General features: G+C 74.2%; 12 protein-coding genes. 3 read left to right on the top strand and 9 right to left on the bottom strand.

Annotated features, from left to right (window positions below):
- The first annotated feature begins 66 nt into the window (after positions 1 to 66).
- Positions 67 to 435 (top strand): YchJ family protein, encoded by a 369-nt coding sequence (locus tag CNX65_RS11050; protein ID WP_096492700.1) that lies wholly within the window; start codon positions 67 to 69, stop codon positions 433 to 435.
- Between the two features lie 3 nt (positions 436 to 438).
- Here the strand turns inward: CNX65_RS11050 and CNX65_RS11045 are convergent, their stop codons facing one another.
- The 9 genes from CNX65_RS11045 to CNX65_RS11005 all read right to left on the bottom strand — a co-directional run bounded on the left by CNX65_RS11045 (position 439) and on the right by CNX65_RS11005 (position 9,062).
- Positions 439 to 1,326, bottom strand: coding sequence for an aminoglycoside phosphotransferase family protein (locus CNX65_RS11045; RefSeq protein ID WP_096492699.1), 888 nt, complete (start codon positions 1,324 to 1,326; stop codon positions 439 to 441).
- 204 nt (positions 1,327 to 1,530) lie between these two features.
- Positions 1,531 to 2,070 carry a hypothetical protein gene (locus tag CNX65_RS11040; protein ID WP_096492698.1) on the bottom strand — a complete coding sequence of 180 codons (540 nt, stop codon included), beginning with the start codon at positions 2,068 to 2,070 and terminating at the stop codon, positions 1,531 to 1,533.
- A gap of 103 nt (positions 2,071 to 2,173) precedes the next feature.
- Positions 2,174 to 3,208: an MCE family protein gene (locus CNX65_RS11035; RefSeq protein ID WP_232519784.1), complete on the bottom strand. Its 1,035-nt coding sequence runs from the start codon at positions 3,206 to 3,208 to the stop codon at positions 2,174 to 2,176.
- A 5-nt stretch (positions 3,209 to 3,213) separates the two neighbouring features.
- Positions 3,214 to 4,200, bottom strand: coding sequence for an MCE family protein (locus tag CNX65_RS11030; protein WP_096492696.1), 987 nt, complete (start codon positions 4,198 to 4,200; stop codon positions 3,214 to 3,216).
- Complete coding sequence (locus CNX65_RS11025) at positions 4,197 to 5,201, bottom strand: MCE family protein (RefSeq protein ID WP_096492695.1); 1,005 nt, start codon at positions 5,199 to 5,201, stop codon at positions 4,197 to 4,199. The genes CNX65_RS11030 and CNX65_RS11025 overlap by 4 nt, the downstream gene beginning before the upstream one ends.
- Positions 5,201 to 6,160 carry an MCE family protein gene (locus CNX65_RS11020; protein WP_096492694.1) on the bottom strand — a complete coding sequence of 320 codons (960 nt, stop codon included), beginning with the start codon at positions 6,158 to 6,160 and terminating at the stop codon, positions 5,201 to 5,203. Before CNX65_RS11020 ends, CNX65_RS11025 begins: the two co-directional genes overlap by 1 nt.
- Complete coding sequence (locus CNX65_RS11015; protein ID WP_096492693.1) at positions 6,157 to 7,185, bottom strand: MCE family protein; 1,029 nt, start codon at positions 7,183 to 7,185, stop codon at positions 6,157 to 6,159. The genes CNX65_RS11020 and CNX65_RS11015 overlap by 4 nt, the downstream gene beginning before the upstream one ends.
- The gene (locus CNX65_RS11010) at positions 7,185 to 8,264 is read right to left on the bottom strand and encodes an MCE family protein (RefSeq protein WP_096492692.1); all 1,080 of its coding nucleotides are present in this window, start codon (positions 8,262 to 8,264) and stop codon (positions 7,185 to 7,187) included. The genes CNX65_RS11015 and CNX65_RS11010 overlap by 1 nt, the downstream gene beginning before the upstream one ends.
- Positions 8,265 to 8,420: 156 nt before the next feature.
- The gene (locus tag CNX65_RS11005; RefSeq protein ID WP_096492691.1) at positions 8,421 to 9,062 is read right to left on the bottom strand and encodes a hypothetical protein; all 642 of its coding nucleotides are present in this window, start codon (positions 9,060 to 9,062) and stop codon (positions 8,421 to 8,423) included.
- A gap of 242 nt (positions 9,063 to 9,304) precedes the next feature.
- Between CNX65_RS11005 and CNX65_RS11000 the strand changes: the two genes are divergently transcribed.
- Together CNX65_RS11000 and CNX65_RS36070 are read left to right on the top strand one after the other, a co-directional pair.
- On the top strand, positions 9,305 to 10,567 hold the full coding sequence (locus CNX65_RS11000; RefSeq protein WP_096492690.1) for a DUF6801 domain-containing protein: 1,263 nt from the start codon (positions 9,305 to 9,307) through the stop codon (positions 10,565 to 10,567).
- Between the two features lie 76 nt (positions 10,568 to 10,643).
- The gene (locus CNX65_RS36070) at positions 10,644 to 11,558 is read left to right on the top strand and encodes a DUF6801 domain-containing protein (RefSeq protein WP_198320458.1); all 915 of its coding nucleotides are present in this window, start codon (positions 10,644 to 10,646) and stop codon (positions 11,556 to 11,558) included.
- The last annotated feature ends 15 nt before the right edge of the window (positions 11,559 to 11,573 follow it).

The raw sequence follows: 11,573 nt of genomic DNA, 5'->3' as shown, positions 1-11,573 counted from the left end.
GCGCTTCCCCAGTCCGCCACCCTCCCCGGCGCGCCAGCCGGGGAGGGTGGCCGCTTTACTGTGCCCATGCGCTGCCCCTGCGGTTCCGGTTCCCCGTACGACGAGTGCTGCGCCCGCTACCACGGCGGCGAGCGCGCGCCGACGGCCGTGGCGCTGATGCGCTCGCGCTACTGCGCGTTCGCGGTGGGCGACACCGACTACCTGCTGCGCACCTGGCACCCGGACACCCGACCGGAGGCGCTGGAGCTGGAGCCGGGGCAGAGGTGGCTGCACCTGGAGGTGCTGTCGTGGACCGGCGGGGGCGTGCTGGACGCCGAGGGCGAGGTGGAGTTCCGGGCGCACTACCGCTGGTCGGGCGGCCGGGAGGAGCTGCACGAGCGGAGCGTGTTCCGCCGGGTCGACGGGGCGTGGGCCTACGTCGAGGCGCTCGGCTGACGGTCAGCCGCCGAACCAGTCCTGCGCCAGGCCGTCGAACGTGGTGGCGCGGCTCGGCGCCTCCCTGAGGTACCAGGGCAGGTTCGAGCACACGTGCAGCAGGGTGTAGGCCATGACGCGGCGCGGGTCGACCTCGCGCCCGTACCCGGCGAGCAGCGCCCGGTTGGCGGCCCGGTCGCCGCGCGTGAGGAAGACGCCGGTGGCGACGAACTCGTACTCGCGCGCGGCGGGCATGGCGGGCTCGAAGTCGAACAGCCCGGTGAGCCTGCCGCCGCTCGTGAGCAGGTGGGCGCCCATGACCTCGGTGTGCGCGAGGACCCGCGGCTCCGCGCCGAGGTCGACGGAGTCGAGGAAGTCGGGGATCTGCTCGACCCACCGCTCCGCGAGCCCGCGCGCCCGCTGCCGCTCGACGCAGCCCGCGCGCTGCCGCGCGGTGAACGCGGCCCAGTCGGCGGGTTCGGCGACCGGCGAGGGGATCTCGTGCAGCGCGGCGAGGCACTCGCCGACCCGGTGGGCGAGGTCGGCCCGCTCGGCGGCGCCCAGCAGGGGCCACCGCAGGTGGACCTCGTCGCCGTGCAACCGTCCCATGTGGACGTACCCCCAGCCCTGGAACTCCCCGGAGCCGAGGAGTTCGGGCGTGGGCGCCGGGAGCCTGCCGTGCACGGCGGCCAGGACGTCCCGCTCCGCGGCGACCTCCGAGAGGTGCAGCGCGGGGAAGAGCTTGAGCACGTGGTCGTGGCCGACCGAGTAGACCGGGAGCGACCCGGAGGCGAAGCGCTCGGGGGCGGCGGTCAGCCCCAGGCGCCGCGCGAGCTCGGCGACGCCGGGCAGCAGCTCCTCCGGGGTGAGCGCGGCGAACCGGGCCTCGGTGTCGGCGGCGGGCAGCGGCATGGGCGCGAAGCTAGCAGGGGGATCGCTTGCGGCCGAACGGTTTTGCGGGCCCCCGGCGCACGGCGCGAGCGGAGCGGAACCGGGGCGGTCCGGGTTCGGAGGGGCGTCGTGGGAGCGGTTGGCCGGTACCTGCGCGACCGGCCAACCCGTTCCCGGCCCCCTCCCCGCGACCGCTCCGCGCCCCCGACGCGGGTCAGCCCGCCGTCAGCGGTCGAACAGCGGGGCGAAGGCCGTGCGCCAGCTGCTCTCCAGCAGCTCACCGATGTGCTCGAAGTAGCGCTCCACCACGTACTCGGCGTCGGCGCCGTCGAGCTCGGTGCACTTGTCGAGGTCGTCCCACTCGTGCCCGAGCCCGAGCCGGTCGAGCGCGGCGAGCACCTCGGCGTCCTTCAGGATCGCGCTGTCCCACGCGCAGGCCGCGCCGAGCAGGTAGCGCAGGTGGTAGGTGGTCTCGCCGCGCTCCAGCTCCTCGCTCTCGAAGAACGTGTTCTCGAACTCGGCGAGCCCCGACTCCTCGTCGGCGATCTCGACCAGCTCGGCCCAGTAGGCGGCGTCGTGCTCGCCGTCGGTCTGGGTGAAGTGCTCGGCCGCGAACTCGGCCATGGCCGCCGCGTCGTCGATCAGCGGGGACAGCACGGAGTCGGAGGGGTAGTTGAAGGCGAAGTAGTGCCTGGCGCCGTCCAGGGTGAGGGATTCGATTCCCACAACGGCGCCTTCGCCGCCGGGGAACGGTTCGTAGGTCATGTGATCATCATGGTTGACCAGGCCGACAATTCCGACAGGCGTAACCGGTTGCGACGGTTGGAGCAATCTCACACCGCCGAAGGGTTGCCCTCCACCGGCGCGCTCACCTCGGCAGGGTGCAGGCGGCGTCCGCGTTGAAGGCGGCGGGTCCGGTGTCGAGCGCGCCACGCCGCGCGGTCGCCTCGTAGCCCTGGGTGCACGGCGGCGGCTCGAAGAAGGTGAGCGCGAGGCCGAGGGAGACGGCGCCGCCGGAGTACACCGACTGCCCGACCTCGACGGCGCGCGGCAGGGACACCAGGAGCTGCTCCAGCTCGCCCTGCCCGCGCAGCAGCACGTCGGCGGTGGTGACGAGGTTCGCCACGGTGGCGCCGAGCCCGCCGCCGCTCTCCCGCACCAGCCCGCCGACCTGCTCGCCGACGCCGGGCCCGGCCCCGACCACCCGCCGCAGGTCGGCGTCACCGCGCTCCAGCGCGGCGGCGACCTGGGCGGCGGACCCGGCGAACGAGGTGATGGCGGCGGCCTGGTCGAGCTGGGTGTCCAGCACGGTCCCGGCGTCGCGCAGCAGCGCGCTCGTGCGCGGCAGGTGCTCGCCCGCCGTGGCGGTGAGGTCGCGGACGCTGTCGAGCAGCAGCCCGAGGTCCGGTCCGGTGTCGCGGAGCGCGAGGTCCAGCTCGTCCACGACGGTGCGCAGCGCCTCCTGCGGCACGGACCTGGCCAGGTCGTCCAGCTCGGTGAGCACGCCCTCCACCGGCGGCGGCAGCGCGGTCCGCCCGATCGGCACGACCTCGCCCTCGGCGAGGTCCCCGCTCTCGGACCCGCCGCCGGGCGCGAAGTCCAGGTACTGCTCGCCGACGGCGGACCGGTTGGCCACCACCGCCCGCGCCGCGCGCGGGATGGCGACGCCGCCGTCGATCAGCAGGTCGGCCTGCACGACCCCGTCGACCAGCCGCACCCGGTCGACCCGCCCGACCCGCACCCCCCGGTGGGTGACCTCGCCGCCCGCGAACAGCCCGCCGGTCCTGGCCAGCCGCACGTGCACGGGGTACTCGTCGCCCGGAACGAGCCCGGCGTAGCGGGCGCCGGTGAACCCGGTGCCCACCAGGGCGATCACCACGAACAGCGCGATCCTGACCCGCACGCCCCTCACCTCGGACCGCCCTTCAGCTCCAGGTAGGTGTTGAGGTAGTCGCCCTTGACGCCGTCGAGCACCGCGTCGGTGAAGGGGAACGTGAGCAGCAGCTCCAGCGACCGGGGCAGGTCCTGGCCCGCCTCGGCGAGCTCGCGCAGCACCGGTTCGAGCGCCTCGAGGTCGGCGACGAGGTCCTCGCGCGAGTTCTCCACGGTGTCGACGGCGACGCCGGAGAGCCGGTCGAGCGCGCCGAGCAGCCCGACGAGCTGCCCGCGCTGCTCCTCCAGCACCCGCAGGCCGGGTTCCAGGCCGTCCAGGACCTCGGCGATGCCGGGCTCCTGCGCCTCGAGCACCGCGGACAACCGGGCCAGCCCGTCCACGGCCCGCGTGATGTCCGCGCGCCGCTCGTCCAGCCGCCGCACGAACTCGTCCGCGGTGGACAGCAGCGAGCGGGCCTGCTCGGTGTTGCCGTCGAAGGCGGCGCCCAGCTCGCGGGAGATGTCCTGGACCTGCCCGATGCCGCCGCCGTTGAGCAGCATGGACAGCGCGCCGAGCACCTCCTCCACCTCGGGGTTGCGGTTGGTGCGCGCCACCGGCACGACCGCGCCGTCCACCAGCGCGCCCGCTCCCCCGCCACCCGCCCCGCCGTCGCCTGCCGCGAGCTCCACGTACTTCTCCCCCAGCAGCGAGGACTGCCGCAGCAGCCCTCTGGCGTCGACGGGCAGCCGCACGTCCCCGTTCACCAGCAGCCGCACCAGCGCGACCGACCCGTCCTCGGACAGCCCGATCTCCTCCACCCGCCCCACCGGCACGTCGGCGACCTTCACCGCGGCCTGCGGCACCAGGTCGAGCGCGTCGTCGAACTCGACGGTCACCCGGTACGGCCGGTCCCCCACGTCCGCCCCGCCGGGCAGCGGCAGGTCGTAGGCGCTGGGCATCCCCGAGCACCCGGCGAGCAGCACCAGCACCGCCACGAGGGCGGTCCACCGCGACGGCCTCACCTCGGACCTCCCGGCACGCTGAGCAGGTCGGACACGAACTCGGTGAGGTTGGCCCGCACGGTCAGCCGCCCGCTCTCCGGGTCGTAGGCGTCGATCACGTTGTGCAGCGCGCGGGGCGCGGAGCGGATCGCCTCGTCCAGCGACCCGCGCTGCGCGGCCAGCACCCCGGTCAGCTCGGCCAGGTCGTCCACGGTGGACTTGAGCCGCCCCCGGTTGTCGCCCACGAAGCCGCGCACCGCCTCCAGCGCGGAGGCCAGCTCCCCCAGCAGCGCCTCCAGGTCGCCGCGCTCGGCGGCGAAGAACCCGGCGACGTCGGCCAGCTGCCCGGCCAGCAGCCCGACCTGCTCGTCCACCGACGCCAGCGCCCCGGTGAACTCCTCCAGGTGGTCGACCGCGCCGAACAGGTCGTCGCGCGACCCGGAGAGCACGCGCGTCGCGGACGCCAGCTCCCGCACCGCCTCCCCGAGCCTGGCGCCGTTCCCGTCGAGCGCGGACGCGCCGGTGCCGAGCAGGTCGGACAGCGCGCCCCCTCGGTTGGCGCCGTCCGGTCCGAGCGCGTCGAGCAGCCGCTCCAGGCTGCCGTACAGCTGGTCCAGCTCGATGCTCGCGGCGGTGCGCTCCAGCGGCACCACCGCACCGGCGGCCAGCGGCTCGCCGCCGGTGTGGGCGGGGGTGAGCTGGAGGTACCGGTCGGCGACGACGGACGGCGCGACCACGGCGGCCCGGACGTCGGCGGGCACCCGCACCCCGTGGTCCAGCTCGACCTCCACGCGCACCGAGTCCCGCTCCGGCACGACGGACAGCACCCGCCCGACCCGCACGCCGAGCACCCGCACGTCCGACTCCGGGTACACGCCGACGGCGGACGCGAAGCGCGCGGTGAACCGGATTCCCTGCGGTTGCAGGAAGACCCACCACACGGCCGTCGCCGCCAGCAGCACCAGGACCATCACCCGCGCGAGGAGCGCGTACCGCCGCCGCTGCGCCACGCTCCGGAACATCAGCGCCCCCCGGTGGGGCAGTCGCGCCGCTCGGTGGTGACGACCAGGCCGCACACGTAGGTGTCGACCCACGGCCCGGCGCCGGTGGCGTCGGAGAGCAGCCGGTAGTACGGCCCGGCCAGGGAGAGCCCGCGCTCGAACGCGGCCTGCTCGCGGCGCAGCAGGTCGGTGACCCGCTCGACCTGCTCCAGCGCGGGCCGCAGCCGCGCGTCGTTGTCCGCCACCAGTCCGCTCAGCTGGCGGGAGAGCTCGCGGGCCCCGTCCAGCAGGCCGCTGATGGCGGCGCGCCGCCGGTTGATCTCGGCGAGCAGCCGGTTGCCGTCCTCGACGATCGCGGTGACGTCGTCGGCCCGCTCGGCGAGCGCCCCGCTCACCTGCTCGGTCCCGTCGAGCAGGGTGCGCAGCTCCTGGTCGCGGGTGGAGATGGTGCGGGACAACGAGGTCAGGCCGTCCAGCGCGCCCCGGACGTGCTCGGGGGTGTCGCGGAAGGAGTCGGACAGGACCCGGAAGCTCTCCGCGAGCTGCTCGGCGTCCAGGTCGCCGAGGGTGCCCGCGAGCCCGTTGAACGCGTCGACCACGTCGTAGGGCGAGGTGGTGCGCTCCAGCGGGATGGGCGTGGCCGGGTCGAGCGGGTCGCGCCCCGCGCTGCCCAGTGCCAGGAACTTCTGCCCCAGCAGCGTCTTGATGCGGATGTCGGCGGTGCTGCGGTCGCCGAGCGCCAGCCCGCGCACCCGGAACTCCACGAGCACCCGGTCGCCGCGCAGCTCGACGCGGGACACCTCGCCGACCTTCATGCCGGACACCCGGACCTCGTCGTCGGGTTCGAGCCCGGCGGCCTCGGCGAACTCGGCGCGGTAGCGGGTGCCGGAGGTGAGCGGGACGGCGTCCAGCCCGAGCGCGAGCGCGACGGCGAGCGCGACGAGCCCGAAGGCCCCGATCAGCGCCGGTCTGCGGGTCATCGGCGGCACCTCGCTTCGGTGAGGGGGATGCCGACGTCGCCGCCGCCCGGCGCGGGCGGCGCGTCGGACTTCGCCAGGCACAGGTAGAAGTTGAGCCACGAGCCGTAGGAGGCGGTGCGCCCGATGGCCTCGAACTTCACCGGCAGGGTGCGCACGAAGGACTCCAGCTCGGGCGCGTCGGCGAGGTTCCCCGCGAGCAGTCCGAGCCGGTCGACGTCGTCCTTGAGGGGTTGCCTGCCCTGCTCCAGCAGGCGGGCGGTGCTGTCGGTGAGCGCGCCGATCCCGCCGATGGCGGAGCCGACGCTCTCCCGGTCGGCGGCGAACCCGGACACCAGGGCGCGCAGGGCGGCGATGAGCGAGGAGAACTTGTCGCCGCGCGAGTTCACCGCCTGGAGCACGGTGTTGAGGTTGTCCACCACCTCGCCGATCACCCGGTCCTTGGCGGCGAGCGCGGAGGTGAGGGAGGCGGTGTGCGCGAGCAGGCTCTCGACCGTGCCGCCCTCGCCCTGCAGGACTTGGACGACCTGCAGCGACAGCCGGTTGACGTCCTCGGGGTCCAGCGCCTGGAACAGCGGGCGGAACCCGTTGAACAGCGCGGTGAGGTCGAGCGCGGGCGCGGTGCGCTCGACGGGGATGAGCCCGCCCTCGGGCAGCCGCTCACCGATCCGCCCGGCGGGCTGGTCGAGCGAGACGTAGCGCTGGCCGACCAGGTTGCGGTACTTGACAGCGGCGGTGACCTCGGCGGACAGCGAACGCCCGCGCTCGACCGAGAAGCGGACGTCGACCAGCCCGTCGTCCACCAGCGCCATCGACTCGACCTGCCCGATCCGCACCCCGGACATGCGCACCTCGTCGCCCTCGGCGAGCGCGGTGACGTCGGTGAAGCGGGCGGTGTAGCCGGTTCCCGGCCCGAGGTCGACGCCGGTGATGGTGGCGGCGAGGAACGCGGTGGCCGCGACGGTGACGACGACGAACACCCCGAACTTGACCAGCGGCCCGGCCAGCCCGCCCGTCCCGCCGCGCATCAGCGCGCCCCCGTGCCGAGCAGCAGCCCCGCCCAGCCCGGCACGTCGCCGGGCGCGACCGGGTTCGCGGGCCCCTGCGGGCAGGGGTGCCCCGGCGCGCGCGGCCCCGGCTCGCGCCCCGCCCGTCCCGGCACCACCACCAGCTCCCCGTGCAGGCCGGGCTGGTCGCCGCCCTCGCCCAGGGCCTGGTCCACGGCGGGCCGGAGCCGGTCCACGGCCCGCAGGACGCAGCGGTAGCTCGGGGCGTGCTCGGCGAACAGCTCCAGGCTGGGCCGGGCGCTGCCCGCGAGCGCCACCAGGTTGCCGGAGTTGGCGGAGACGAACCCGGTGAGGTCGTCGGCCGCCGTGGTCAGGTTCCGGTGCAGCGCCGCCAGGTCCGCGCGCTGGCGGGCGAGGGTGCGGCTGGTCGTGGTGGCGTCGGCCAGCGCGGACACCAGGTCGTCCCCCGCCCCCGCGTACACCTCGGCCACCCCGGCGAGCTTGCCCAGGTCCTCGGTGAGCGCGGGCAGGTCCGGGGCGAACGCCCGCAGGTGCTCGTCCAGCTCCACCACGGTGTCCCCGAGGTGCTCCCCCCTCCCCCGCAGCGCTGTGGCGATCGAGGTGAGCGCGGTCGACAGCTTGTCCGGCCGCACCGCCTGCAACGTGGGCATCAGGTCCGCCAGCACCCGCTCCAGCTCCACGGCCGCGCCGCTGCGGTCCTGGTCGATGACGTCCCCGGCCGCCAGCGCCCCGCTCGGCCGGGCGGGCGCCTCCAGGCTCACGTACCGCTCGCCGAACAGCGTCTTCGGCAGCAGCCGCGCCGTGGTGTTCCCCGGAACCAGCCCGACCTGCTCGGGGTCGATCCCCAGCTCGATCTCGGCCCCGTCCCCGGTGGCCCGCACCGCGCGCACCCGCCCGATCGGCACGCCGAGCAGCTTCACCTCGGAGCCCACCTGGAGCTGGTTGCCGACCCGGTCGGTGCGCAGCAGCACCGGGGCCTCTCCCCGGAAGGCGCCCAGGTAAACGGCGGTGGAAAGCGCGCAGGTCCCGAGCAGCAGCACCGCGAAGAGCAATCCCGCCAAGCGCTGCCTGCTCCGCATGGGCGTTTCTCCCGGAACTCGGGGGCAATCCCGGTGGCTGGATTGTCCGAGCGACGCTACTGACGGGTACGTCGCCCGCACAAGGAATCGCCGGACTTTGTCACCGCGGTGACAAAAAACGCCCGCGACCCCCTCAGCGCACGGCGGAGAACGTGCTCACAGCCGCGCGGTCAGCGTCAGCTCCACCCCGTTGCCCGGCCCGGACACCAGCCCGGTGAGCAGCGGGTCGAGCCGCTCCACGCCCTGGCAGCCGGTGAACGGCGGGATCGTGAACGTCGCCTCCATCGGGATCGCCACCAGGTCGAAGGGCCCGGACAGCTCCAGCACCGCCGGTTCGACCGTGCGGCAGTCCGGTCCCACGTCCAGCGGCTGCCCGCCGACGACCACGTCGCCCAGCCGGATCGTGATCAGCGCGGTGGCCGTGACCTGCCCCTCCACGATGGTCCCGAGCACCGGGTTCACCGGGATGAGGTCGACCCGCGACGTCGTCGGCACGAAGCCGAACGACAGGAAGTACCCGTCGCTGGGGGGCAGCTCCAGCTGCCCGGTGATGCTGCCCGCGAGCAGGTCGATCTCCGCGCTGAGCGCGCCCGGCCCGATGGTCAGGTCGGAGCCGAGCTTCGCGACCCGGTTGGTCCCGTCCACCCGGTAGTCGATGACGATCCCGGCCGAGGCGGACGGCGGCGCGGGCTCCGGCGGCCCCTCCGGGTCCGGTTCTCCCGCCGCCGAGGGCGCCAGCGCGAGCGCCGGGACCAGCAGCAGGACGGCCAGGGCGCGGGACGCTCGGTGGGCTGCCACGCGCCCGAAACTAGCCCCCGGAACACGACCCGGACAACGCGGACGACCACCGCGGCCGGTTGTTTGTCATCCCGGTGACAAATTCTCCGACCGGTTTCCGCCGAACCGGTGGGTGCGCCCCCGGAACGCCCGGCACGTCCTTGCCGGAGGTTCCGCTCACAGCTACTTTACCGACGAGTAGGCAAGCGTGCTTGAACGCGCGGAACACGTTTCCGGCGAACAGTCTCAACGAGGAGACGCACATGCTGAAGCAGAGTTCCACCGCACGACGGGTCGTCGGCGGGCTCGCGGCCGGGGTCGCCGTCGCGGGCTCCGTGGCCTTCGCGGGCGCGGGAACGGGCCTGGCCGCCACCGCCTCGCTCACCCTGGTCTACAACTGCCCGTTCCCGCTGATCGGCGCGCAGGACATGAGCGTGAAGATCACCACGACGAACCTGCCCGACTCCGCCGTGGTGGGCCGGCCAACGCCCGCCACCAACGTCACCGCCGTCGCCACGGTCCCCGCGACCGCCACCCTGGGCCTGTCCCTGGTCGGCGCGAAGACCGTGCAGGGCACCGCGATCGCGAACACCAGCATCAACAACGCGGGCGCCACCCAGGGCGTGGTCGCGAACATGACCATCCCGAGCACCGCCGTGCCCTCGTCCGGCTCGTTCACCACCACCGCGACCGGCTCCACCCCACCCGTGACCTTCTCCAACGCGGGCACCACGATCATCACGGTCGGCAACTTCAGCACCACGCTCACCCCGCGCAAGGCCGACGGCAGCCTGACGGGCCTGGGCACGTTCACGTCCAACTGCACGCTCAAGGCGGGCCAGCAGACCGAGCTGCACCGGTTCCAGGTCAGCGCGGCCGGTGTCCAGGTCGCCCAGCGGGAGGCCCCCGCCGTCTCGAAGGGGTCCTCCTCGGACTCCGACGAGGAGCCTGCCAGACCGGCGTTCCACGCGCAGTCCCCCGCTCCTGAGGCCGCTCAGGACGACCCGCTCCCGCCGCTGCGCCTGGACTTCGGCGTCACCGGCGCGTCCTCGATCAAGAAGCTGGGTTCCAGCCTCCCGCTGGGCCCCGGAACCCTGGGCGCCGACGTCGACCTGGCCACCGGCACGTTCACCGGCGACCTGGCGCTGCCGGACGCGAAGGGCGAGTTCTCGCTGTTCGGGTTCCTGCCCGCGAAGGCGACCGTGCGGCTGATCCCGCGCGGCCCCACCACGGGCGTGATCTCCGAGGGCGCGGTCACCGCGACCACGAAGGTGGACATCAAGCTCACCGACGTGCGCGTGCTGGGCATCCCGGTGGTCGGCGGCCCGCTGCTCAACTGCACGACGACGGAGCCGAGCACGGTGACCCTGTCGTCGGGCCCCGGTTTCGACCCGCTGCTCGGCGGTCCGCTCAGCGGCGACTACCGGATCGCGCCGTTCTCGGGCTGCGGCCTGGCGACGGCGATCGTGAACGGCACCATCCCCGGCGACGGCAACACCCTCGCGCTGGACATCGCCCGCGCGTGAGACCACCACCCCCGCGCCCCGGCGGACCCGCTGCCCGAAGCGGGACCGCCGGGGCCGCCGAGTTCCCGGAGCGCAGATGAGAACCAGCAACCGGATGGCAGCGTTGGGGATGAGCGCGCTGGTGCTCGTCGGTTCCGCCCTGTTCGCGGCGGGGACCGGCAACGCGGCGACGGCCTCCCTCACCCTCGTCTACAACTGCCCGTTCCCGCTGATCGGCGAGCAGGACATGAGCGTGCGGATCACCGTGGAGGACCTGCCCGACGAGGCCAGCGCCGGCGAGGACCTGCCGCCGTCCCGCGTGACGGCCGTGGCGACCGTGCCGGACATCGCGACGCAGGGCCTGTCCCTGGTGGGCGCGGTCACCGTGGAGGGCACCGCCAAGGCCAGCACGCGGGTGGACAACGCGGGCGAGATCCACGACATCGAGCCCGCCCTGGTGGTGGCCCGCACGGACGTGCCGGTGTCCGGCGAGTTCGACGCGATCGCCACCGGCGCCACCCCACCCGTGCGACTGGGCGCGCCCGGTGAGACGACGATCAGCGTGGGCGACTTCGAGACCACCCTGACCCCGCGCAACGCCGAGGGCGGTGAAACGGGCCTGGGCACCTTCACGTCACCCTGCACCCTCAAGCCGGGCCAGAACACCGTCCTGCACACCTTCACCGTAGGCACCGGCCCCACCACCACGACAACCACAACCAGCGAAACGACCACCACAACCACCAGCACCACCACGACGACGACGGCCCCCACGACCACGACCTCGACCACCACGTCGTCCCGCACCACCACAACCGCACCCACCACGACCACCACACCCCGCCAGCCCGCACCCCAGCCCCCCGCAGCGGCCCCACCACCGCCGCCGTCGAGCAAGCTGCTGGCCTACACGGGCTCCTCGATCCTCGCCCCACTGGCGCTGGGCGGTTCCCTGCTCCTCCTGGGCACGGCCGCACTGCTCCTGCTCAAGCGCGGCAGACGACGCCACTGACAACTCCCCGGCTGC

Source organism: Actinosynnema pretiosum (assembly GCF_002354875.1).
Classification (GTDB): domain Bacteria; phylum Actinomycetota; class Actinomycetes; order Mycobacteriales; family Pseudonocardiaceae; genus Actinosynnema; species Actinosynnema auranticum.
Note: the sequence above shows the minus strand (reverse complement) of the source record. Positions and strands in the feature narration are given on the sequence as shown.